The 21,923-nt window shown below is 55.6% G+C and carries 19 protein-coding genes and 2 pseudogenes; 11 read left to right on the forward strand and 10 right to left on the reverse strand.

Going from position 1 to position 21,923, the window contains the following annotated elements:
- The first annotated feature begins 14 nt into the window (after positions 1 to 14).
- Complete coding sequence (locus EXW94_RS14910) at positions 15 to 368, forward strand: MmcQ/YjbR family DNA-binding protein (RefSeq protein ID WP_023310053.1); 354 nt, start codon at positions 15 to 17, stop codon at positions 366 to 368.
- A gap of 3 nt (positions 369 to 371) precedes the next feature.
- Here the strand turns inward: EXW94_RS14910 and uvrA are convergent, their stop codons facing one another.
- On the reverse strand, positions 372 to 3,194 hold the full coding sequence (gene uvrA / locus EXW94_RS14915) for an excinuclease ABC subunit UvrA (RefSeq protein ID WP_108418088.1): 2,823 nt from the start codon (positions 3,192 to 3,194) through the stop codon (positions 372 to 374).
- A gap of 250 nt (positions 3,195 to 3,444) precedes the next feature.
- On the opposite strand from uvrA, the gene ssb1 reads away from it, so the two are divergent.
- On the forward strand, positions 3,445 to 3,975 hold the full coding sequence (gene ssb1 / locus EXW94_RS14920; protein ID WP_023310055.1) for a single-stranded DNA-binding protein SSB1: 531 nt from the start codon (positions 3,445 to 3,447) through the stop codon (positions 3,973 to 3,975).
- 59 nt (positions 3,976 to 4,034) lie between these two features.
- Here the strand turns inward: ssb1 and EXW94_RS14925 are convergent, their stop codons facing one another.
- The gene (locus tag EXW94_RS14925; protein WP_003860282.1) at positions 4,035 to 4,316 is read right to left on the reverse strand and encodes a YjcB family protein; all 282 of its coding nucleotides are present in this window, start codon (positions 4,314 to 4,316) and stop codon (positions 4,035 to 4,037) included.
- A gap of 648 nt (positions 4,317 to 4,964) precedes the next feature.
- On the opposite strand from EXW94_RS14925, the pseudogene EXW94_RS14930 reads away from it, so the two are divergent.
- Positions 4,965 to 6,320, forward strand: a pseudogene (locus EXW94_RS14930) (EAL domain-containing protein); the annotation flags it as partial.
- Positions 6,321 to 6,324: 4 nt separating this feature from the next.
- Here the strand turns inward: EXW94_RS14930 and EXW94_RS14935 are convergent.
- Positions 6,325 to 7,130, reverse strand: a protein-coding gene (locus EXW94_RS14935) for an IS5 family transposase (RefSeq protein WP_174339605.1) whose coding sequence is annotated in 2 segments (ribosomal slippage) — positions 6,325 to 6,777 and positions 6,780 to 7,130 — 804 coding nt in all. Because the reading frame shifts where the segments join, the coding sequence is not laid out codon by codon here.
- A gap of 60 nt (positions 7,131 to 7,190) precedes the next feature.
- On the opposite strand from EXW94_RS14935, the pseudogene EXW94_RS14940 reads away from it, so the two are divergent.
- Positions 7,191 to 7,403 (forward strand): annotated as a pseudogene (locus tag EXW94_RS14940) (EAL domain-containing protein); the annotation flags it as partial.
- A gap of 6 nt (positions 7,404 to 7,409) precedes the next feature.
- On the opposite strand, the gene soxS reads toward EXW94_RS14940, so the two are convergent.
- Positions 7,410 to 7,736: a superoxide response transcriptional regulator SoxS gene (soxS, locus tag EXW94_RS14945; RefSeq protein ID WP_013095071.1), complete on the reverse strand. Its 327-nt coding sequence runs from the start codon at positions 7,734 to 7,736 to the stop codon at positions 7,410 to 7,412.
- Positions 7,737 to 7,834: 98 nt separating this feature from the next.
- Between soxS and soxR the strand changes: the two genes are divergently transcribed.
- The 4 genes from soxR to EXW94_RS14965 all read left to right on the forward strand — a co-directional run bounded on the left by soxR (position 7,835) and on the right by EXW94_RS14965 (position 12,779).
- Positions 7,835 to 8,293 carry a redox-sensitive transcriptional activator SoxR gene (gene soxR, locus EXW94_RS14950; protein ID WP_089598624.1) on the forward strand — a complete coding sequence of 153 codons (459 nt, stop codon included), beginning with the start codon at positions 7,835 to 7,837 and terminating at the stop codon, positions 8,291 to 8,293.
- A gap of 367 nt (positions 8,294 to 8,660) precedes the next feature.
- Positions 8,661 to 9,332 carry a glutathione S-transferase family protein gene (locus EXW94_RS14955; RefSeq protein ID WP_109492559.1) on the forward strand — a complete coding sequence of 224 codons (672 nt, stop codon included), beginning with the start codon at positions 8,661 to 8,663 and terminating at the stop codon, positions 9,330 to 9,332.
- A 298-nt stretch (positions 9,333 to 9,630) separates the two neighbouring features.
- Complete coding sequence (gene ghxP, locus EXW94_RS14960) at positions 9,631 to 10,980, forward strand: guanine/hypoxanthine transporter GhxP (protein ID WP_042719170.1); 1,350 nt, start codon at positions 9,631 to 9,633, stop codon at positions 10,978 to 10,980.
- A gap of 152 nt (positions 10,981 to 11,132) precedes the next feature.
- The gene (locus EXW94_RS14965) at positions 11,133 to 12,779 is read left to right on the forward strand and encodes a Na+/H+ antiporter (protein WP_042719168.1); all 1,647 of its coding nucleotides are present in this window, start codon (positions 11,133 to 11,135) and stop codon (positions 12,777 to 12,779) included.
- Positions 12,780 to 12,854: 75 nt separating this feature from the next.
- On the opposite strand, the gene EXW94_RS14970 is transcribed toward EXW94_RS14965, so the two are convergent.
- A complete protein-coding gene (locus tag EXW94_RS14970) occupies positions 12,855 to 13,742 on the reverse strand; it encodes a LysR family transcriptional regulator (RefSeq protein ID WP_063624408.1) in 888 nt (295 codons plus the stop codon).
- A 102-nt stretch (positions 13,743 to 13,844) separates the two neighbouring features.
- On the opposite strand from EXW94_RS14970, the gene EXW94_RS14975 reads away from it, so the two are divergent.
- Positions 13,845 to 14,255: a CidA/LrgA family protein gene (locus EXW94_RS14975; protein WP_059312929.1), complete on the forward strand. Its 411-nt coding sequence runs from the start codon at positions 13,845 to 13,847 to the stop codon at positions 14,253 to 14,255.
- Positions 14,248 to 14,937, forward strand: coding sequence for an LrgB family protein (locus EXW94_RS14980; RefSeq protein WP_063624407.1), 690 nt, complete (start codon positions 14,248 to 14,250; stop codon positions 14,935 to 14,937). Before EXW94_RS14975 ends, EXW94_RS14980 begins: the two co-directional genes overlap by 8 nt.
- A gap of 32 nt (positions 14,938 to 14,969) precedes the next feature.
- On the opposite strand, the gene actP is transcribed toward EXW94_RS14980, so the two are convergent.
- The 3 genes from actP to acs form a co-directional block, all read right to left on the reverse strand.
- On the reverse strand, positions 14,970 to 16,619 hold the full coding sequence (gene actP / locus EXW94_RS14985) for a cation/acetate symporter ActP (protein ID WP_063624406.1): 1,650 nt from the start codon (positions 16,617 to 16,619) through the stop codon (positions 14,970 to 14,972).
- Positions 16,616 to 16,930: a DUF485 domain-containing protein gene (locus EXW94_RS14990; RefSeq protein ID WP_108418084.1), complete on the reverse strand. Its 315-nt coding sequence runs from the start codon at positions 16,928 to 16,930 to the stop codon at positions 16,616 to 16,618. The genes actP and EXW94_RS14990 overlap by 4 nt, the downstream gene beginning before the upstream one ends.
- Positions 16,931 to 17,121: 191 nt before the next feature.
- Positions 17,122 to 19,080 carry an acetate--CoA ligase gene (gene acs, locus EXW94_RS14995; RefSeq protein WP_174340401.1) on the reverse strand — a complete coding sequence of 653 codons (1,959 nt, stop codon included), beginning with the start codon at positions 19,078 to 19,080 and terminating at the stop codon, positions 17,122 to 17,124.
- A gap of 423 nt (positions 19,081 to 19,503) precedes the next feature.
- Between acs and gltP the strand changes: the two genes are divergently transcribed.
- Complete coding sequence (gltP, locus tag EXW94_RS15000; RefSeq protein ID WP_174340402.1) at positions 19,504 to 20,817, forward strand: glutamate/aspartate:proton symporter GltP; 1,314 nt, start codon at positions 19,504 to 19,506, stop codon at positions 20,815 to 20,817.
- A gap of 40 nt (positions 20,818 to 20,857) precedes the next feature.
- On the opposite strand, the gene EXW94_RS15005 is transcribed toward gltP, so the two are convergent.
- On the reverse strand, positions 20,858 to 21,532 hold the full coding sequence (locus EXW94_RS15005; RefSeq protein WP_174340403.1) for a tetratricopeptide repeat protein: 675 nt from the start codon (positions 21,530 to 21,532) through the stop codon (positions 20,858 to 20,860).
- Between the two features lie 121 nt (positions 21,533 to 21,653).
- On the reverse strand, positions 21,654 to 21,806 hold the full coding sequence (locus EXW94_RS15010) for a Hok/Gef family protein (RefSeq protein ID WP_042719158.1): 153 nt from the start codon (positions 21,804 to 21,806) through the stop codon (positions 21,654 to 21,656).
- Between the last annotated feature and the right edge of the window lie 117 nt (positions 21,807 to 21,923).

Below are 21,923 nucleotides of genomic sequence, written 5' to 3' on the forward strand. Positions count from 1 at the left end.
ACAGGGGAGCAAAGATGACAATTTCGGAGATACTTCAGTACTGCATGAGCAAGCCGGGCGCAGAGCAAAGCGTCCACAGCGACTGGAAAGCCACGCAGATTAAGGTGGGTGATGTGCTGTTTGCGATGGTGAAAGAGGTGGAAGGCCGTCCGGCGGCGTCACTGAAAACCAGCCCGGAGCTGGCCGATTTATTGCGTCAGCAGCACGATGATGTCAGGCCAAGCAAGCATCTGAATAAAGCGCACTGGAGCACGGTGTATCTCGACGGTTCCATTCCCGGGTCGCAAATTTACTACCTGGTGGACGCGTCCTATCAGCAGGCGGTTGAGCTGCTGCCGGAAACGACCCGACAGCAGCTCTCCGTGTGACGATTACAGCAACGGCTTAAGGAAGCGTGCGGTGTGCGAGGCTTCGCACTCTGCAACGGTCTCTGGCGTGCCGGAGACGAGAATTTCACCGCCGCCGCTGCCGCCTTCCGGGCCGAGATCGACAATCCAGTCCGCGGTTTTAATCACGTCCAGGTTGTGCTCAATCACCACGATAGTGTTGCCCTGATCGCGCAACTGATGCAGCACCTCAAGCAGCTGCTGAATGTCGGCAAAGTGCAGACCGGTAGTCGGCTCATCAAGAATGTACAGCGTCTGACCGGTGCCGCGTTTTGACAGCTCACGCGCCAGCTTCACGCGCTGCGCTTCACCACCGGAAAGCGTTGTCGCCGACTGCCCCAGACGAATGTAGGTCAGGCCTACGTCCATCAGCGTTTGCAGCTTACGCGCCAGCGCAGGGACGGCGTCAAAGAACTCGCGCGCCTCTTCGATGGTCATATCCAGCACTTCGTGAATGGTCTTGCCTTTGTACTTAATCTCCAGCGTTTCGCGGTTATAGCGTTTGCCTTTGCACTGGTCGCACGGCACGTAGATATCCGGCAGGAAGTGCATCTCAACCTTGATCACGCCGTCGCCCTGGCACGCTTCACAGCGACCGCCGCGCACGTTAAAGCTGAAACGTCCTGGCGTATACCCGCGCGAACGTGATTCCGGCACGCCCGCGAAGAGTTCACGTACGGGCGTAAAGACGCCGGTATAGGTCGCCGGGTTAGAGCGCGGGGTACGGCCAATCGGGCTCTGGTCGATGTCGATAACCTTATCGAAATGCTCCAGCCCCTGAATGTCGCGGTATGGCGCAGGCTCGGCCAGCGTCGCGCCGTTCAGCGCCGTCTGCGCAATCGGGAACAGCGTATCGTTGATCAGCGTCGATTTACCGGAACCGGACACGCCGGTGATACAGGTAAACAGGCCAACCGGCAGCGTCAGGGTGACGTCTTTCAGGTTGTTACCGCGCGCGCCGGTCAGCTTCAGCACTTTTTCCGGATCTGCCGCTACGCGCTGTTTCGGCACTTCAATTTTGCGCTTGCCGCTCATGAACTGGCCAGTCAGCGACTCGGGCACCGCCATAATATCCTTCAGCGTCCCTTCTGCCACCACCTGTCCGCCGTGCACGCCAGCGCCCGGGCCGATGTCGATGACGTGATCAGCCGCTCGGATCGCATCTTCGTCGTGCTCGACCACGATGACCGTGTTGCCGAGGTTGCGCAGGTGAACCAGGGTGCCGAGCAGACGCTCGTTGTCGCGCTGGTGAAGGCCGATGGACGGCTCATCCAGCACGTACATCACGCCTACCAGACCTGCGCCAATCTGGCTCGCCAGACGGATACGCTGGGCTTCACCGCCGGAGAGCGTTTCTGCCGAGCGGGAAAGCGTCAGGTAGTTCAGGCCGACGTTCACGAGGAACTTCAGGCGATCGCCAATCTCTTTCAGCACTTTTTCGGCAATTTTCGCACGCTGGCCGGAGAGCTTCAGGTTGTTGAAGAAGTCCATCGCGTGGCCGATGCTCATGTCTGAGATGGTCGGCAGCGCCGTGTTTTCAACAAACACGTGGCGTGCTTCGCGACGCAGACGCGTGCCCTCACAGGTGGCGCAGGAGCGGTTGCTGATGAACTTCGCCAGCTCTTCACGCACCGCGCTGGATTCGGTCTCTTTGTAGCGGCGCTCCATATTGTGCAGCACCCCTTCGAACGGGTGGCGACGCACGGAGGTATCGCCGCGATCGTTCATGTACTTGAACTCGATGTTCTCTTTACCGGAACCGAACAGGATCACTTTGTGCACGTTCGGGCTCAGGCTCGCCCACGGGGCTTCAACGTCGAACTTGTAGTGCTCTGCCAGCGATTTCAGCATCTGGAAATAGTAGAAGTTACGCTTGTCCCAGCCGCGAATGGCACCGCCCGCCAGCGACAGCTCCGGGTTTTGGATCACGCGGTCCGGGTCGAAATACTGCTGTACGCCCAGGCCGTCACACGTCGGGCAGGCACCGGCCGGGTTGTTGAAGGAGAACAGACGCGGTTCCAGCTCGCGCATGCTGTAGCCGCAAATCGGGCAGGCAAAGTTGGCGGAGAAGAGCAGCTCTTCCGCTTTCGGGTCGTCCATGTCGGAGACCACGGCCGTGCCGCCAGAGAGTTCCAGCGCCGTTTCAAAGGACTCCGCGAGACGCGTGGCGAGATCGTCACGCACCTTAAAGCGATCAATGACCACTTCGATGGTGTGCTTCTTCTGCAGTTCCAGCTTGGGTGGATCGGACAGGTCACACACTTCGCCGTCGATACGGGCGCGGATATAGCCCTGGCTTGCCAGGTTCTCCAGCGTTTTGGTGTGCTCGCCCTTACGCTCTTTAATGATCGGTGCCAGCAGCATCAGGCGTTTGCCTTCCGGCTGCGACAGCACGTTATCCACCATCTGGCTTACGGTCTGGGCCGCCAGCGGGACGTCGTGGTCCGGGCAGCGCGGCTCGCCTACGCGCGCATACAGCAGACGCAGGTAGTCGTGAATTTCGGTAATGGTACCGACCGTGGAACGCGGGTTATGCGAGGTGGACTTCTGCTCAATAGAGATAGCAGGGGACAACCCTTCAATATGGTCGACATCCGGTTTTTCCATCAGCGACAGGAACTGACGCGCGTACGCGGAGAGTGATTCAACGTAACGACGCTGTCCTTCGGCATACAAAGTGTCGAAAGCCAGTGAGGATTTGCCAGACCCCGAAAGCCCGGTCACGACGATGAGTTTGTCGCGAGGGATTATGAGGTTGATATTCTTGAGATTGTGGGTGCGGGCGCCCCGAACTTCGATCTTATCCATTCACCTTTCCCGGTTGGAACACGGATTGCCTGATTTGTTTGAAGGACAAACGGCTGTCAGAAACGGCTAATTATGACACAATTTAACCTGTTTGAATATACAGTATTGGAATGCATTTTCTGATTGGCTGTGTAACAATGTCGAGTTGCGAGAGAACTCTGGAACGTGCTACGCAACTATCAAAGTGCAGCATGGAAATGGTACACTCGCGCGTTTACACTATTAAGAAACGTATTCAGGAGACACGAACATGGCCAGCAGAGGCGTAAACAAGGTGATTCTCGTCGGTAATCTGGGCCAGGACCCGGAAGTACGCTACATGCCGAGTGGTGGCGCAGTTGCCAACATTACGCTGGCTACTTCCGAATCCTGGCGTGATAAAGCGACCGGTGAGATGAAAGAGCAGACCGAATGGCACCGCGTTGTGCTGTTTGGCAAACTGGCCGAAGTGGCCGGTGAGTATCTGCGTAAAGGTTCTCAGGTCTATATCGAAGGCCAGCTGCGTACCCGCAAATGGACCGATCAGTCCGGCGCTGAGAAGTACACCACGGAAGTCGTGGTGAACGTGGGCGGCACCATGCAGATGCTGGGTGGCCGTCAGGGCGGTGGCGCACCGGCAGGTGGCGGACAGAGCCAGCAGCAGGGCGGTTGGGGTCAGCCTCAGCAGCCGCAGGGCGGCAACCAGTTCAGCGGCGGCGCGCAGTCTCGTCCGCAGCAGCAGTCTGCTCCGGCCCCGTCTAACGAACCGCCAATGGATTTCGACGACGACATTCCATTCTGATCAACGGATGTGAAAACAAAAAACCCAGACATCGTCTGGGTTTTTTATTGATGAAGGGATCAGGTAATCACCATCGGCCAGTCTGGCGGCGTGTGGCTCATGGCTTCCACCATTACCACTTTTATATTTTCCCAAACGGCAGCGATATCCACCAGGGTAATGCCAAGCAGGCCCGTTGCAAACCAGCAGGCTGCGCCCAGCCCCAGCAGGGTGCTGATCACCGCAAGGCCAGCGTAGTCAGATTTACGAAACTGAATGTTCAGCGTGCTGGCTAAAAACATCAAAACCGCACTTAACAATGGCCAGCGAAGGAGAACCATGCTGGTGGTAATGGTCGCCATAAACCCATCCTCGACAAAACAGACGAACTGAAATGAAACAATGTTTCTCGTTACACAAGATGTGTGAACTATATCACATTTGCTGTTTTATTCGCCAGTCTCACGGCGTGGAAAAATGGGCGATTTATCACCATGGAGAATATATCTCTGTCAGCGAGGCTGACGCCTCAACGCAACGCCTGCCTGGGCAAGTGCGGCGAGAGCGTGACTCGGGCAAGAGACATGTCTGGTCAGCCATTTTACTGGCGAAGTGAAGCGTTATTTTTACGCCCGTCATAAAAATATGCTGGTTGCGTTTGATTATTAATAAATCAAACGACAAAGCAGAGGGGAACAATTATCACGAAATTTCATGTTCATCTTGTTCTTTTTTCGTGCGGCCAGAATTTTGGTTTAATCAGCTATCCGCTGTTGTGCTATCTAAAACTACCCGTCTGTAGTGGATAATTATTTTCCTTAATTGAAACGGAACGAATACTTTCAGTTTAGCTTACGGGAAAATATTATCGTCATAAGCAATTTTAAGATTTTTAATACTAAAAGTCGGTTGCTAACTTCGCATGATTCATGCAACGTAATCATCTGTTTATCAAAGCATCCGGCCTTCATTACTACAGGCGTACAACATGCAGGGATATAGGGCGGGAAATGAATCGTAGCGCGCGGCGCAAGATGCTCAGGGTGGTAGGGATCATCATGGTAGTTATGCTACCGGTGATGCTTGCGCTATGGTTTGCCCAGCTCAGAGCCGTGTCGGAAACAAGCGCCCAACTACGCACATTTGCTGGACTTGCGTTAGACAAAACAGAACTTGTCATTCAACAGGTTGATTTAGCACGCGATGGCGCTGAACAATATCAGGGTAAACTGTGTACACCTGAGCACCGGCAATATATGTTGAATGTGGTTCGTGGTCGTCTTTTCGTCGCCGATTTAATTTATGCACAAGGCCAACGTTTTCTTTGTTCAACCGTTTTTACCCCCGACCAGCCCTATCTGATTTCTGTCGCCAATTACAAACGTAAACCCGACATTGCCATCTATTATTATCGCGATACGCCATTTTTTACTGGCTATAAAATGACATACATGCAGCGCGGAAATTATGTTGTGGTGGTCAATCCGCTTTCTTACAGTGAAGTGATGTCAGCCGATCATTCTCTGTCGTGGGGGGTATACGACACGGTAACTAATGCATTCTTTTCCGTCAGCCAGCAGGCCAATATTACATTATTGAATGCGCTAATCCGGGATAAGGAATCGACATTTCAAAAAGATGACCGTTTTTATACCATCGTTAAATCCGATAAACGTCCTATCGCAGCCATCGTTTCCACATCGAATACACGCTTTTATGAAACGCTTTATCACCAGGCCACACTGACGCTGCCGCTGGGGATGATCTGCAGCATTATTATTCTGCTGATGTGGTCACGCACCCACCGTGAACTCAACTCCCCGGGCCGTTTGCTGCACCGTGCGCTGAATAAGCGCCAGCTTTGCGTCCATTATCAGCCAATTATTGATATTAAAAATAATCGGTGCGTGGGGGCAGAAGCGTTACTGCGCTGGCCTGGCTTTAACGGACAGGTGATGAGTCCGGTGGAATTTATCCCGCTGGCGGAAAAAGAGGGCATGAGCGAACGTATTACGGATTACGTCGTCGAAGAGGTGTTCAGCGATCTGGGGCATTTCCTGGCGACGCATCCCGATCTCTATATTTCCATTAACCTGTCGGCGACTGATTTCCACTCTTCGCGCCTGATTGCGATGATCTCAGACAAGGCCAGACACTATGCGGTGCGCGCGCAGCAGATAAAGATTGAAGTGACGGAACGCGGGTTTATCGATGTTCCTAAAACCACACCCGTTATTCAGGCTTTCCGTCAGGCGGGCTATGAAGTGGCCATCGATGATTTCGGGACCGGTTACTCCAACCTGCATAACCTTTATTCGCTGAACGTCGATATCCTGAAAATCGATAAATCCTTTATCGATACCTTAGAGCCTATCTCAATAGGACTTTATTCCAGACAATAAGACCACAGGCAAAATGCAACATGGCCTCGTAATTTTCAGTCTTCTTTTCCCATCGTGTCAGAACCCGGCGAAAGCGATTCATCCAGCTATGAGTTCTTTCGACAACCCAGCGATGGGCTTTGAAGTCCGTGTTTTTACTGGCATCTGACTCTTCTTTACGGGACTGGATATGCGGCTCGTAGCGGCGGCTCTGCAGATATGTTTTCAGCCAGCCTGCATCGTAACCTTTGTCCAGGCAGAGTCTGAGTTTTTGCCCCGGACGACCCGTCTGAAGGGCATCGAGCGTATCCGCAACCAGTTTGATGTCGTGCGTGTTCGCTGCTGAGACAACCAGCGACAGAGGAAGCCCGCAGGCGTCCGTCAAAAGGCTGCGCTTTACGCCTTGTTTCCCTCTGTCAGTGGGGTTACGGCCTGTTTTTTTGTTCCTGACAGCGGCGATTTGGTGATACAGCCGTCCATTGACAGCCAGGACCAGTCAATGCTGTCCAGATGCCCGCAGGCAAGCAAACCGTTCTGCCAGAAGCGCTCGAAGACTCCGGCATCGCGCCATTCCTGAAAGCGCCGGTGTGCAGAACTCGATGAACATATCCCGGTGGCGTTCAGGGCGTTCCACTGGCAACCGGTCCTGAGGACGAAGAATATGGCGTCCATGGCAGCGCGGTTATCAACGCGTTTCCGGTGCGTACCGAGTGGATGGCAGGTTTTGTGCTCAGGGATAAGCGGTGCCATTTTTTCCCAAAGTTCATCGCTGATCCGCCATTTGCTGCCTGTCATCTTTTCACCTTCAGAAATTATCAGTTACGACATTCTGACAATCCCTTCTGGGATAGGTTCTTAACCACCAACAGCACCAGCCACCTGATTGCCGAGCACATCATCGAGATGGCGCAAAGTTTGCGTCTTAAAACGATTGCGGAAGGTGTGGAAACGGCAGAGCAGGTCAGCTGGCTGTTGAAGCGTGGCGTGCAGTATTGTCAGGGATGGCACTTCGCGAAAGCGATGCCGCCCCAGGAATTTATGGCCTGGCAGCAGCAACCTTTGCACTGATACACATTAATTCAACTGGTGGCGGTAATCGCTCGGCGTGCGGTCAAATTCACGGCGAAACACGCGGGAAAAGGTTTGTTGCGAGACATAACCCAGATCCATCGCGATATCAAAAATAGGCCGCTGCGTCGAACGTAGCGCCTGCGCTGCCAGCAGCAGTCTGCGCTGGCGAATGTACTCACCCAGCGTCTGATGCATGACGGTGCGGAACATTCTCTGTAAATACCATTTCGAATAGCCCGATTTTTTAGCGACCACATCAATGTTCAACGGTTGGTCGATATGTTCATCAATCCATTCAATAAGCGTCTGAATAATTTGCTGATGCGACATAAGGTTGCCCCTCTGTAGATACATCTATCCTGGTGGATTCGTCGTTTTCTCTGCGGGGGAGTATAATTCCTCAAGTTAACTTGAGGTAAAGAGGTTTTATGGAAAAGAGATTGCCGCGAATTAAAGCGCTCTTAACCCCCGGTGAAGTGGCAAAGCGCAGCGGCGTTGCGGTGTCGGCGCTCCACTTCTATGAAAGCAAAGGGTTAATTAAGAGTATCCGTAATGCCGGAAACCAGCGGCGTTACACCCGCGACGTGCTCCGCTATGTGGCGATTATCAAAATTGCGCAACGAATCGGAATCCCCCTGGCCACCATCGGCGATGCGTTCGGCGTGCTGCCGGAAGGACACACGCTTAGCCCGAAAGAGTGGAAAGAGCTGTCGTCCCAGTGGCGTGAAGAGCTGGACCGACGCATTCACACACTGGTCGTGCTGCGTGACGAACTGGATGGCTGTATTGGCTGTGGGTGTTTATCGCGCAGCGACTGCCCGTTGCGTAACCCCGGCGACAGGCTGGGCGAGCAGGGAACGGGCGCGCGGTTGCTGGAGGAGGATTGAGTATGTGCGGACGGTTTGCCGGGTGGCGGCTGCGCCTTACCCGGCCTACAAAACCGAGAACGTAGGCCGGGTAAGCGAAGCGTCACCCGGCAAAAAGCATAATAAAGAACTAAAGCGCCACAAAGGGCGCTTTAGTTTTTCCCGGTCTTTGTCTTTCTCTCTATCCCGCTGGTTCACGGGAGGGTTTCCCCCGACATCAGCACCCCTCATGTCGAGCAAGTTGGGGAGGTTCCGGTTTGTGCTGACACTTTAATTCTATGCAAGACCCCGATTTTCGCCAGCGTGGAGGGTTTCTTTTTAGCCAAAATTTTTTCGCGATGTTGTTCGATTTTCTATAGTTAGAAAGTATGAATTATAGGAGACAATCATGCTCACGGTACATCACCTTAACCAGTCACGCTCGCACCGCGTGATCTGGGCGCTGGAAGAACTTGCCCTGCCTTATGAGATTGTTCATTACCAGCGTGAAAAAACCATGCTGGCGCCTGAGTCTCTCAAAAAAGTGCATCCGCTGGGCAAATCACCGGTCATTGAAGACAATGGGCTGATCCTTGCCGAGTCCGGTGCCATTCTGGAATATCTCCAGGAAACCTACGACGCAGAATCGCACCTTAAACCGCGGGATCCTGCCCACAAGGTGCAATATCGTTTCTGGCTGCACTACGCAGAAGGTTCGCTTATGCCATTGCTGTTAATGAAGCTGGTTTTTAACAGCCTGGGCAAACCTCCCGTGCCGTTTGGGATGCGCACGCTGGGGAAAGCGCTGGGGCAGGGAGTACAAAAAGCTTACCTCAACCGCCAGCTGGAAACCCATGCGCGTTATATCGAATCGCACCTTTCAGAGAACAGTTGGTTTGCCGGTGACACGCTCAGCATGGCCGATATTCAGATGAGTTTCCCGATCTTTGCCCTGCTGGCGCGCGGTGGCGTCGACAACCTCCCGCATACCCATGCCTGGAAGAAAAAGGTCGAAAATCGTCCCGGCTGGCAAAAAACACTGGAACAGGGCGGGCCGCTCACTATCCCTGGCGAAGGGTGAAATGTAACTAAATTGCGCATAGACGATAACGTTTGCGCATCGTCTGTTTATTTCTTCATCGTCATAAGGGAATTTTAGCGAAAAACGAGAAAGTTCAGTTGAAAAGGGCGGGGATTAGGCTAGATAATCGTTTGCCTTAATTTGACCACCCGTTTCGTAAGCGCGGAGCTAAACGTTTGCTTTTTTTGTGACGCCCCTTTTGTCGCAAACGCAAGATATGGATTTGACGTTATAGCTGGCAGTGGCGTCTCCACCACGCTTATGGACGTTCTATAAAAACTCTCAGGGGATGTTTTCTATGTCTACGCCATCTGCGCGTACCGGCGGTTCGCTTGACGCCATCTTTAAAATTTCTGCTCGCGGCAGCACCGTGCGTCAGGAAGTCGTTGCGGGTCTGACGACGTTTCTGGCGATGGTGTACTCCGTCATCGTTGTACCGGGCATGTTGGGCAAAGCGGGCTTCCCGCCTGCGGCTGTCTTTGTTGCCACCTGTCTCGTGGCCGGTGTTGGCTCTATCGTGATGGGCCTGTGGGCGAACCTGCCGCTGGCAATCGGCTGTGCCATCTCTCTGACCGCGTTTACCGCGTTCAGCCTGGTGCTGGGTCAGCACATCAGCGTGCCCGTTGCGCTCGGTGCCGTGTTCCTGATGGGCGTGCTGTTTACCGTGATTTCCGCAACCGGCATCCGTAGCTGGATTTTGCGCAACCTGCCGCAGGGCGTGGCGCACGGTACGGGTATCGGTATCGGCCTGTTCCTGTTGCTGATCGCCGCGAACGGCGTGGGCCTGGTGATCAAAAACCCGCTGGACGGCCTGCCGGTGGCGCTGGGTCACTTCGCCAGCTTCCCGGTGATCATGTCCCTGATTGGTCTGGCGGTGATTATCGGTCTGGAAAAACTGAAAGTGCCGGGCGGCATTCTGCTGACCATTATCGGCGTTTCTATTGTTGGCCTGATCTTCGACCCGACCGTGCACTTCTCCGGTATCTTTGCCATGCCGTCCCTGAGCGATGACAAAGGCAACTCCCTGATTGGCAGCCTGGATATTGTCGGCGCGCTGAACCCGGTGATCCTGCCAAGCGTGCTGGCGCTGGTGATGACAGCCGTGTTTGACGCGACCGGTACCATCCGCGCGGTGGCCGGTCAGGCAAACCTGCTGGATAAAGACGGTCAGATTATCGACGGTGGCAAAGCGCTGACGACCGACTCCCTGAGCAGCGTTTTCTCTGGTCTGGTGGGCGCGGCGCCTGCGGCGGTGTACATCGAGTCCGCAGCGGGTACGGCGGCAGGCGGTAAAACCGGTCTGACGGCAATCACCGTCGGCGTGCTGTTCTTGCTGATCCTGTTCCTCTCTCCGCTCTCTTATCTGGTCCCAGCTTATGCGACCGCACCTGCGCTGATGTACGTCGGCCTGCTGATGCTGAGCAACGTGGCGAAAATCGATTTTGCAGACTTCGTGGACGCGATGTCCGGCCTGATCACCGCAGTCTTTATCGTGCTGACCTGCAACATCGTGACCGGCATTATGATTGGTTTCGCCTCGCTGGTGATTGGTCGTCTGGTCTCGGGTGAATGGCGCAAGCTGAACATCGGCACCGTCGTTATCGCTATCGCACTGGTAGCGTTCTACGCGGGCGGCTGGGCAATCTAAGTTGTCCATTGATGCGAAAACGGGTGGCTCAGGCCGCCCGTTTTTATTTTCAGGACTCATCCCGTTGCCTTTTGCGTTACTCTGGAGAAGATAGAATAAAAGGCACGACGCCTTAGGTTTGGCTTATAAGCAACACAGCAAACAGGGAACGCATGGAAATCTTCTTCACAATACTCATCATGACCCTTGTGGTCTCGCTATCCGGGGTGGTTACACGCGTACTGCCCTTTCAAATTCCCCTGCCATTAATGCAAATTGCCATCGGTGCGCTGCTGGCGTGGCCGACGTTTGGCCTGCACGTTGAGTTCGATCCGGAACTGTTCCTCGTGCTGTTTATCCCGCCGCTGCTGTTTGCCGATGGCTGGAAAACCCCCACGCGCGAATTCCTCGAACACGGGCGAGAGATCTTCGGTCTGGCGCTGGCGCTGGTGGTCGTTACCGTGGTCGGGATTGGTTTCCTGATCTACTGGATGGTGCCGGGCATTCCGTTAATCCCTGCCTTTGCGCTGGCCGCCGTGCTGTCGCCAACCGATGCCGTGGCGCTTTCCGGCATTGTGGGCGAAGGCCGTATTCCGAAGAAAATCATGGGCATTTTGCAGGGCGAGGCGCTGATGAACGACGCCTCCGGCCTGGTGGCCCTGAAGTTTGCCGTGGCGGTAGCCATGGGCACCATGGTCTTTACCGTTGGCGGTGCGACCCTGGAGTTCTTTAAGGTGGCGATTGGCGGCATTCTGGCTGGTTTCGTGGTGAGCTGGCTGTACGGTCGCTCCTTGCGCTTCCTCAGCCGCTGGGGCGGTGATGAACCTGCAACGCAAATCGTTCTGCTGTTCCTGCTGCCGTTTGCTTCCTACCTGATTGCTGAACACATCGGCGTGTCGGGCATTCTGGCGGCAGTGGCGGCAGGGATGACCATCACCCGCTCCGGCGTGATGCGCCGCGCGCCGCTGGCGATGCGCCTGCGCGCCAACAGCACCTGGGCGATGCTCGAATTCGTGTTTAACGGCATGGTATTTCTGCTGTTGGGCCTGCAGTTGCCCGGCATTCTGGAGACCTCGCTGGTGGCGGCTGAGGCCGATCCGAATGTTGAAACCTGGCTGCTGTTCACCGATATCGTGCTGATCTACATGGCGCTGATGCTGGTGCGTTTTGGCTGGCTGTGGACGATGAAGAAGTTCAGCGTGCGCTTCCTGACCAAAAAGCCGATGGAGTTCGGTTCATGGTCAACGCGTGAGCTGCTGATTGCCTCGTTTGCGGGCGTGCGCGGGGCGATCACCCTTGCTGGTGTGCTCTCTATTCCACTGCTGTTACCGACGGGAGATGTTTTCCCGGCACGTTACGAGCTGGTATTCCTGGCGGCAGGCGTCATTCTGTTCTCACTGTTTGTCGGCGTGATTATGCTGCCGATTTTACTCCAGCATATTGATGTCGGCGATTCGACCCAGCAGCATAAAGAAGAACGTATTGCGCGGGCGGCTACCGCTGAAGTGGCAATTGTCGCCATCCAGAAAATGGAAGAACGCCTGGCCGCGGATGCGGAAGAGAACATCGATAATCAGCTGCTGACGGAAGTGAGTTCCCGCGTGATTGGTAACCTGCGTCGTCGGGCCGACGGGCGTAACGACGTGGAAAGCTCGCTGCAGGAGGAGAACCTGGAGCGCCGGTTCCGCCTGGCGGCGCTGCGCTCAGAGCGTGCCGAGCTTTATCACCTGCGCGCCACGCGGCAGATCAGCAACGAAACGCTGCAAAAGCTGCTGCACGATCTGGACCTGCTGGAAGCGCTGTTGATAGAGAATCAGTAGCGCTGTTTTTGCCCGGTGGCGCTGCGCTTACCGGGCCTACGTGCTCGATCGGTTCCCTCTCCCTGTGGGAGAGGGTTAGGGTGAGGGCACCCAAAACCCCTCACAACACTGCAGCCACGCCTGCGCGCTGTGAGACAAATACACCCCTTCACGCCAGATCATCCCTAGCTGCCAGTGCAGGTCGCTCTCCAGCGGGATCCAGCGTAGCGTGTTTTTATCCAGCCGCTCGCAGATAGGCTGCGGCAGAATGGCAATCCCCACGCCTGCCTGTACCATCGCCGCCAGGAAATCCCACTGGCCGCTGCGCACCGCAATGCGGGGCTTGACGTTGTGTTGAGTAAACAGCGCCATCAGCTGGCGGCTGAGGGCGAAATCTTCGTTGTAAATCAGCAGAGGGTGCTCGCCGAGCAACTCGGGCTTTACCGAGTCTATCTTCAGCCATTCACCGGATCGTGGCACCAGCACGCACAGCGGGTGGCTAAAGAGCGGCAGCGTCGCCAGTCCGCTCTCCTCCTCAACGGGAAGGGCGGTCATCGCCACGTCCAAATCGCCGTTGGTGACCGCCTGCTGAACGGTTAAGCCGCCAAATTCTGAAATTTTCAGCTCAACGCCGGGATAACGCTGGCGGAACAGGCTAATCGGCCCGGCCATCATCATCCCCACCATCGGTGGAATGCCGAGGCGCAGCACCCCTTTCGTCAGGTGGTTGATGTCGCCCAGCTCCGCCTCCAGCTGGCGGAACTCAGCCAGAATTGCCAGCCCGCGCTCGAATACCACGCGTCCGGTGTCGGTCAGCAACAGCTTGCGCCCGTCGCGGATCAGCAGAGTACAGTTCAGCTCGTCTTCGAGGTTTTTCAGCATCTTGCTGATGGTAGGCTGGGTAACGAACAACTTCTCCGCTGCGCGGGTAAAACTTTGCTGGCGAACCACTTCGACAAAATAGCGCAGCGTTCTTATGTCCATGATTATTCCTCGAAACTATACCTTCGATGATTTTAATTCATTTCAGTCCACACCGTGCGGTCTCTATACTGGCGCCTCGTCTCATTTTTGAGGAAACCCTCCATGGCCGTGGCGTTAAGCCGTGTTACGCCTGCCGTTGTGCAACGACTCCAGGTCCCGGTTCAGGTACTGCTTTACGCGGGACTGTTTGTTTTCGCTGAATATCTCGTCGGCTGGCTGCATCTGCCGCTGCCTGCGAATCTTGTCGGTATGCTGCTGATGCTGACGCTTATTCTCTGTCGCGTGATCCCCCTTAACTGGGTACGCGCCGGGGCGCGCTGGCTGCTGGCGGAGATGTTGCTGTTCTTTGTCCCTGCCGTAGTAGCGGTAGTGAACTACGCGCAGCTGCTGATGGTCGACGGATGGCGCATCTTTGCGGTCATCGCGTTAAGCACGCTGATGGTGCTGGGGGCGACCGCCTGGGTGGTGGATAAAGTGTATCGCTTTGAAATCAGCAGGCAGAAGCATGACTAACTTTCAGATTAGCGTGCTGTGCCTGGTCGCCACGCTAATTATCTACTTTGCCAATAAGCGACTGTACCGCCGCTTTCACGCCCTGCCGCTGATGCCGCTGGTCTTCACGCCGATCCTGCTGGTACTGATGCTGGTCTTCGGCCATATCTCCTGGCAGAACTACATTGGTGAATCCCACTGGCTGTTGTGGCTGCTTGGCCCGGCGACCATCGCTTTTGCCGTCCCCGTTTACGACAACCTGGCGATTATCAAACGTCACTGGATGTCGCTCAGCGCAGGTGTGATCACCGCCACGGTGGTAGCAGTGTGCAGCTCCGTCTGGCTGGCGCGGCTGTTTACCTTGTCCGATGAAATTCAGCGCAGCCTCGCCGTGCGCTCGGTGACCACGCCGTTTGCGCTGGCGGCGGCCAAACCGCTCGGCGGGCAGCCGGATCTGGTGGCGCTGTTTGTGGTGGTGACGGGCGTGTTTGGCATGGCGGTGGGCGATGTGCTGTTCCTGCGGCTTTCCATTCGCGAAGGCATGGCGAAAGGGGCAGGGTTTGGCGCGGCGTCGCACGGCGCGGGAACGGCACGTTCGTATGAGCTTGGGCAGCAGGAGGGCGTTGTCGCGAGCCTGGTGATGATGCTGTCGGGCGTGGTGATGGTGCTGATTGCGCCGCTGGTGGCGTGGATGATGTTTTAAGCTCCCCGGCCAGAATGACCGGGGAGAAAGGCTTAGTGCGCGCGGCCCTGCTCGACGCCGAGACCGGTTTGTGAGCGGATAAACTGGGCGCGGAATTTCTCACGCTCCAGATTACCCTCCGGCGAATTGTCGGTAGCGGAGAAGAACCAGATCCCGATAAACGCCACGGCAATGGAGAACAGCGCCGGGTATTCATACGGGAAGATGGCGCTTGCGTGACCGAGGATCTGCACCCAGATGGTTGGACCGAGAACCATCAGGATCACCGCCGTCAGCAGCCCCAGCCAGCCGCCAATCATCGCCCCACGGGTGGTCAGTTTTGACCAGTACATGGAGAGCAGGATGATCGGGAAGTTGCAGCTTGCCGCAATCGAGAAGGCCAGCCCCACCATAAAGGCGATGTTCTGCTTCTCGAACAGGATACCCAGCAGGATCGCCACCACGCCCAGCACCAGCACGGTGATTTTCGAGACCTTCAGCTCATCGCGCTCGCTCGCGCCTTTGCGGATGACGTTGGCGTAGAGGTCATGCGACACAGCAGACGCGCCTGCCAGCGTCAGCCCTGCAACCACCGCGAGGATGGTGGCGAAGGCCACGGCGGAGATAAAGCCGAGGAACAGGTTACCGCCAACCGCGTCGGCCAGGTGCACCGCCGCCATGTTGTTACCGCCAATCAGCGCGCCCGCCGCGTCTTTAAACGCCGGATTCGCCCCCACCAGCATGATCGCGCCAAAGCCGATGATAAAGGTCAGAATGTAGAAGTAACCCATAAAGCCGGTGGCATAGAAGACGCTTTTACGTGCTTCACGCGCATCGCTCACGGTAAAGAAGCGCATCAGGATATGCGGCAGACCCGCGGTGCCGAACATCAGGCCGAGACCGAGTGAGAGCGCGGATATCGGATCTTTCACCAGCCCGCCCGGGCTCATGATCGCTTCCCCTTTCGGGTGAACCGCCATCGCTTCGGTAAACAGGTTATTGAAGCTGAAGCCGACGTGTTTCATCACCATAAAGGCCATAAAGCTGGCACCGAACAGCAGCAGGACGGCTTTGATGATCTGCACCCAGGTGGTCGCCAGCATGCCGCCGAACAGGACGTACATCACCATCAGCACGCCGACCAGCACCACCGCGACGTGGTAGTTCAGGCCAAACAGCAGTTCGATAAGCTTGCCCGCGCCCACCATCTGGGCGATCAGATACAGCGCCACCACCACCAGCGAGCCGCAGGCGGAGAGGGTGCGAATCGGCCCCTGCTTCAGGCGATAGGATGCCACGTCAGCGAAGGTGTAACGGCCCAGGTTGCGCAAGCGTTCGGCAATCAGGAACAGAATGATCGGCCAGCCAACGAGGAAGCCGAGGGAGTAGATTAGGCCGTCATAGCCGGAGGTGTATACCAGCGCGGAGATCCCTAGGAACGAGGCGGCCGACATAAAGTCACCCGCAATCGCCAGCCCGTTCTGGAAGCCGGTAATGTTGCCGCCCGCCGTGTAGTAATCGTTACGGGAACGCACGCGTTTTGACGCCCAGTAGGTGATATACAGCGTCAACAGGACGAAAATCAGGAACATCACAATCGCCTGCCAGTTGGTTGGCTGACGCTGGACCTCGCCGGTAATGGCATCTGCCGCATGGGCAGCAAAGGGAAGTGTGGCGGCAAGCGCCGTCAGGACTCGCTTCATGATGCTTTTACCTCATGCAGAACCGCTTTATTAAGACGATCGAATTCACCGTTCGCACGCCAGACGTATACGCCGGTCAGCACAAACGAAATCACAATCACGCCGATGCCGATGGGAATACCGCGCGTGACGCTGGTACCCGCGTGCAGCGGGGTGCCCAGCCAGTGCGGAGCAAATGCGATGAGCAGAATAAAGCCGACGTAGATAACCAGCATGATGATGGAAAGGATGAAGGCAAACCGTTGCCGTTTTTCGACGAGCTCCCTGTAGTGCGCACTATTCTCTATCTGCTGACAAATATGGTCATTCATCACAGAGTCTCCAGAGGTTCCCCTTCGTCTTTCACGTTGCAGGTGCGTTGGCCGCACTCGACCACCCCAGTCACATAGTGAACTATGCTCCTGGGGATGTTCTCGCTTGCCGCCTTCCTGCAACGCGAAATCCTTTGGGGAGGGTTGTTTTAATTCCCTCTCCCCTATGGGGAGAGGGCTAGGGTGAGGGGTTACGATGGCATTGCGATGGCCTGCTTCTCTTCGAGCAGTTTGTCCACCACGCCAGGATCCGCGAGCGTTGAGGTATCACCGAGGTTGCTGGTGTCCCCTGCGGCGATTTTGCGCAAAATACGGCGCATAATCTTGCCGGAGCGAGTTTTCGGCAGCGAGTCGGTCCAGTGCAGCACGTCCGGCGTCGCCAGCGGGCCAATCTCTTTACGTACCCAGTTGCGCACCTCAGCGTAAAGCTCTGGCGACGGCTCTTCGCCGTGGTTCAGGGTGACGTACGCGTAAATCGCCTGGCCTTTGATGTTGTGCGGAATACCGACAACGGCGGCTTCGGCAATTTTCGGATGCGACACCAGCGCCGACTCAATCTCCGCGGTGCCGAGACGGTGGCCGGAGACGTTCAGCACGTCGTCCACGCGTCCGGTTATCCAGTAATAGCCGTCTTCATCACGACGCGCGCCGTCGCCGCTGAAGTACATGTTTTTAAAGGTCGAGAAGTAGGTCTGCTCGAAGCGCTCGTGGTCGCCAAACAGCGTGCGCGCCTGACCCGGCCAGGAGTCGACGATCACCAGGTTGCCTTCGGTGGCCCCTTCCTGCGGATTGCCTTCGTTATCCACCAGCGCAGGCTGCACGCCGAAGAACGGACGGGTTGCGGAACCCGCTTTCAGCTGGGTGGCGCCCGGCATCGGGGTGATCATAAAACCGCCGGTTTCGGTCTGCCACCAGGTGTCCATCACCGGGCATTTCTCGTTGCCGATTTTCTTCCAGTACCACTCCCAGGCTTCCGGGTTGATGGGCTCACCCACGGAACCGAGGATGCGCAATGATGAGCGGTCGGTGCCCTCGATGGCTTTGTCGCCTTCCGCCATTAACGCGCGGATCGCCGTTGGCGCGGTGTAGAGAATGTTGACCTGGTGTTTGTCGACCACCTGACACATACGCGCCGGGGTCGGCCAGTTTGGTACGCCCTCAAACATTAGCGTCGTTGCGCCACAGGCCAGCGGGCCGTACAGCAGATAGCTGTGTCCGGTAACCCAGCCCACGTCGGCGGTGCACCAGTAGATGTCGCCCGGATGGTAGTCGAAGACGTATTTGAAGGTGGTGGCCGCATAGACCAGATAGCCGCCGGTGGTGTGCAGCACGCCTTTCGGTTTGCCGGTTGAGCCGGAGGTGTAAAGGATAAACAGCGGGTCTTCCGCATTCATCTCTTCAGGCTGATGCTGGTCGCTCGCTTTTTCAATCAGGTCGCTCCACCACAGGTCGCGCCCTTCGTTCCAGTCGATTTTGCCGCCGGTACGCTTGAGGACGATGACGTTACTGACCGTTTTGACGTTCGGGTTTTTCAGCGCTTCGTCGACGTTTTTCTTCAGGGGGATACCGCGACCGGCGCGCACGCCTTCGTCAGCGGTGATCACCAGCTTCGAGTTAGAGTCAACGATACGCCCGGCAACCGCCTCCGGTGAGAAGCCGCCGAAGATAACGGAGTGGATCGCACCGATGCGCGCGCAGGCCAGCATGGCAACCGCCGCTTCCGGTACCATCGGCATATAAATAGCAACAACGTCGCCTTTTTTAATACCCTGTTCCAGCAATACGTTGGCGAAGCGGCAGACATCGCGATGGAGTTCGTTATAGGTGATATGTTTACTCTGCGAGGCATCATCGCCTTCCCAGATAATGGCCGTTTCGTTGCCGCGCTCGGCGAGGTGGCGGTCAAGGCAGTTCGCCGCCAGATTCAGCGTGCCGTCTTCATACCATTTAATGGAGACGTTACCCGGTGCAAAGGAGGTGTTCTTCACCTTCTGATACGGTTTGATCCAGTCAAGGATATGGCCCTGCTCACCCCAGAAGAGGTCAGGGCTGGAGAGGGATTGCTGATACTTCTCGTGGTACTGCTCCGGGTTTAACAGGCAACGGTCCGCAATATTTGCGGGAATGTCGTGTTTATGGATTTGGCTCATGGCTTTTTTTCTCCGTGTAAGATGTTAATAATATGTCGCAAAAACGTTAATTGTAGGGGCTTTACAAGCTTTGTTTAGTATTTGGGCGGCAGATCACGCATTGTTTGAATAGGCTGAAAAATGAGCGAATGAAACTTTGAAGGGAAATAATTTACGCTAACGATTATTCACATTTATGTTTAAAAAAGCTTTTTTATAACAAAAGGTTATTTATCAGAATTAGGACAAACTCCCGTCATCCCCGCTTTTTCGAGTGAAATGCGTCGTTCTTTAAGGCTTGCGCAACAGGCCGCGCAAATGATACTCATACGCCGCGTTAAAAAATCCCATAAACCAACGCAACACAATTCATACCCTTTCAGTATGTCCCCATATTCATGCAGTTTGAGTGAATAAGGCGCTTCATTGAGGAAGTCAGTTTCTATGAAAAACGTTAAAGTCAGCCTTGCCTGGCAGATCTTAATCGCCCTTGTGCTGGGCATCCTGCTGGGCAGTTACCTGCATTATCATAGCGACAGCCGCGAATGGCTGATTGCGAACCTGCTTTCACCTGCAGGGGATATCTTTATTCATCTGATTAAGATGATTGTGGTACCGATTGTGATCTCGACGCTGGTGGTCGGTATTGCGGGTGTCGGTGATGCGAAGCAGTTAGGCCGCATCGGTGTGAAGACCATTCTTTATTTCGAAGTGATCACTACGGTTGCGATTATCCTCGGTATTACGCTGGCGAACGTGTTCCAGCCAGGTGCCGGGATCGATATGTCGCAGCTGGCGACGGTGGATATTTCGAAATATCAAAGCACGACCGCTGACGTCCAGAGCCACGCGCACGGCCTGATGGGGACTATTCTTTCGCTGGTGCCGACCAACATCGTGGCATCAATGGCGAAGGGCGAGATGCTGCCGATCATCTTCTTCTCAGTGCTGTTTGGTCTGGGGCTTTCTTCCCTGCCGGCGACGCACCGTGAGCCGCTGGTTACCGTGTTCCGTTCTATCTCTGAAACCATGTTTAAAGTGACCCACATGGTGATGCGTTACGCGCCGGTCGGGGTGTTCGCGCTTATTGCCGTCACCGTGGCGAACTTCGGTTTTGCCTCCCTGTGGCCGCTGGCGAAGCTGGTGATCCTGGTGCACTTCGCCATCCTGTTCTTCGCGCTGGTGGTGTTAGGCATTGTGGCGCGCCTGTGCGGGCTGAGCATCTGGATCCTGATCCGTATCCTGAAGGATGAATTGATACTGGCGTACTCCACGGCAAGCTCTGAGAGCGTGCTGCCGCGTATCATTGAGAAGATGGAAGCCTACGGCGCGCCTGCCTCTATTACCAGCTTCGTGGTACCGACCGGCTACTCCTTTAACCTGGACGGTTCAACGTTGTACCAGAGTATCGCCGCTATCTTTATTGCGCAGCTGTACGGCATTGACCTGTCGCTGTGGCAGGAGATCGTGCTGGTGCTGACGCTGATGGTGACGTCCAAAGGTATTGCAGGCGTTCCGGGCGTCTCCTTCGTGGTGCTGCTGGCAACGCTTGGCAGCGTCGGTATTCCGCTGGAAGGTCTGGCGTTTATCGCCGGTGTTGACCGTATCCTCGACATGGCGCGTACCGCGCTGAACGTGGTGGGGAATGCCCTGGCGGTGCTGGTTATCGCCAAGTGGGAACACAAGTTCGACCGCAAAAAAGCGCTGGCGTATGAACGCGAGGTGCTGGGTCGTTTTGATAAGACGGCTGATCAGTAACATCCTAAGCCCGGTAAGCGCAGCGCCACCGGGCAAGGGTTTATTCTCCACTTAACGCATCAAACTCTTCACATCCCGTATCAAATCCTTCCGTACAGCTCAGGTTCAACCAGTAGAGCGCTTTCTGTTTATTTGGCGTGATAAAGCCTTTCTCGCCCTGCTGGAACAGCATCCCAGCCCAGTATTCTGCGTAGCCCGTACGTGAAAGAGACGAACTGCGCTTAAACCACGCTGCTGCCTGAGCGTCATCCTGCACCACTTCCACGCCGTTGGCATAAATCAGCCCCAGCAGCAGTTGCGCATCAACCGCGGAGTCGTTGTCGATATCCTCGGTAGCCGTTTGCAGCAGTTTGATCGCCTGCGGATAGTCAGTTTTCCCCGCCCGGGTGTTCACCAGCACGCGCGCCAGCATGATTGCGCCACGTTTGCTGCCCGCGATGGTTGCCTGCTGCGCCAGTGCCTTAGCTTGCGCATAATTTCCCTGGGTAAAGAGGATTTGCGAGAGCAGTCCCATGGCGTCAACATCGCCACCTTTTGCGGCTTTCTCGGCCCACAGCGCCGCTTGCTTGCTGTCGCCGGAGCTAAAGTACGTATCGGCCAAATAATACTGGGCACGGGCGTCACCCGCTTCAGCCTGTTCCTTGTACTGGCTGCCAATCTCATCGGCACGGACAAGCGATGTAAAAAGTAACAACAACAGAAAAATAGGTTTCATGGGTTCTTATCATCTGGGTACATGCCGCGCAGTATAATCGCGGCGACAGAAGAAAAAAATGGGTGCATTAAGACCTCAGCATCCTACAAGCCGGGCGGAACCGTCGTTCCGCCCGTAGAGGTTAGCCTGCGTTGCAGGCTAATTTCGCCGCCACCTCCTGATGTTCACTCTTTATTGAAAACTCGCAGAGCCTGCCGCGAGTAATAAAGGTAAAGATCACTATCGTCAGGCAAATAATAAAGACGATGCCTAACGCAGTTTTTAATGGCGTCATGCCTTTTACTCCTTGTGTAAAAAAGAATAAGAGGCTACTCTCAACTTGTTGGGAGTTGAGGAAGAGTAGCCTCGGGTGAATGCAAATTTCCCGGGGCTTTCCACTTTCTGTCCCTCA

Source organism: Enterobacter sp. JMULE2, assembly GCF_013337145.1.
In the GTDB taxonomy this organism is placed as follows: Bacteria; Pseudomonadota; Gammaproteobacteria; order Enterobacterales; family Enterobacteriaceae; genus Enterobacter; species Enterobacter mori.

Excerpts from the sequence above, each read along its gene's own strand:
- EXW94_RS15005 (WP_174340403.1), bottom strand. The coding sequence starts at position 21,532 with ATGAAACCTATTTTTCTGTTGTTGTTACTTTTTACATCGCTTGTCCGT.
- actP (WP_063624406.1), bottom strand. The coding sequence starts at position 16,619 with ATGAAGCGAGTCCTGACGGCGCTTGCCGCCACACTTCCCTTTGCTGCC.
- ssb1 (WP_023310055.1), top strand. The coding sequence starts at position 3,445 with ATGGCCAGCAGAGGCGTAAACAAGGTGATTCTCGTCGGTAATCTGGGC.
- soxS (WP_013095071.1), bottom strand. The coding sequence starts at position 7,736 with ATGTCGCATCAGCAAATTATTCAGACGCTTATTGAATGGATTGATGAA.
- EXW94_RS14910 (WP_023310053.1), top strand. The coding sequence starts at position 15 with ATGACAATTTCGGAGATACTTCAGTACTGCATGAGCAAGCCGGGCGCA.
- EXW94_RS14955 (WP_109492559.1), top strand. The coding sequence starts at position 8,661 with ATGCTCACGGTACATCACCTTAACCAGTCACGCTCGCACCGCGTGATC.
- uvrA (WP_108418088.1), bottom strand. The coding sequence starts at position 3,194 with ATGGATAAGATCGAAGTTCGGGGCGCCCGCACCCACAATCTCAAGAAT.
- EXW94_RS14925 (WP_003860282.1), bottom strand. The coding sequence starts at position 4,316 with ATGGCGACCATTACCACCAGCATGGTTCTCCTTCGCTGGCCATTGTTA.
- gltP (WP_174340402.1), top strand. The coding sequence starts at position 19,504 with ATGAAAAACGTTAAAGTCAGCCTTGCCTGGCAGATCTTAATCGCCCTT.
- EXW94_RS14965 (WP_042719168.1), top strand. The coding sequence starts at position 11,133 with ATGGAAATCTTCTTCACAATACTCATCATGACCCTTGTGGTCTCGCTA.
- EXW94_RS14990 (WP_108418084.1), bottom strand. The coding sequence starts at position 16,930 with ATGAATGACCATATTTGTCAGCAGATAGAGAATAGTGCGCACTACAGG.
- EXW94_RS15010 (WP_042719158.1), bottom strand. The coding sequence starts at position 21,806 with ATGACGCCATTAAAAACTGCGTTAGGCATCGTCTTTATTATTTGCCTG.
- EXW94_RS14980 (WP_063624407.1), top strand. The coding sequence starts at position 14,248 with ATGACTAACTTTCAGATTAGCGTGCTGTGCCTGGTCGCCACGCTAATT.
- acs (WP_174340401.1), bottom strand. The coding sequence starts at position 19,080 with ATGAGCCAAATCCATAAACACGACATTCCCGCAAATATTGCGGACCGT.
- soxR (WP_089598624.1), top strand. The coding sequence starts at position 7,835 with ATGGAAAAGAGATTGCCGCGAATTAAAGCGCTCTTAACCCCCGGTGAA.
- EXW94_RS14970 (WP_063624408.1), bottom strand. The coding sequence starts at position 13,742 with ATGGACATAAGAACGCTGCGCTATTTTGTCGAAGTGGTTCGCCAGCAA.
- ghxP (WP_042719170.1), top strand. The coding sequence starts at position 9,631 with ATGTCTACGCCATCTGCGCGTACCGGCGGTTCGCTTGACGCCATCTTT.
- EXW94_RS14975 (WP_059312929.1), top strand. The coding sequence starts at position 13,845 with ATGGCCGTGGCGTTAAGCCGTGTTACGCCTGCCGTTGTGCAACGACTC.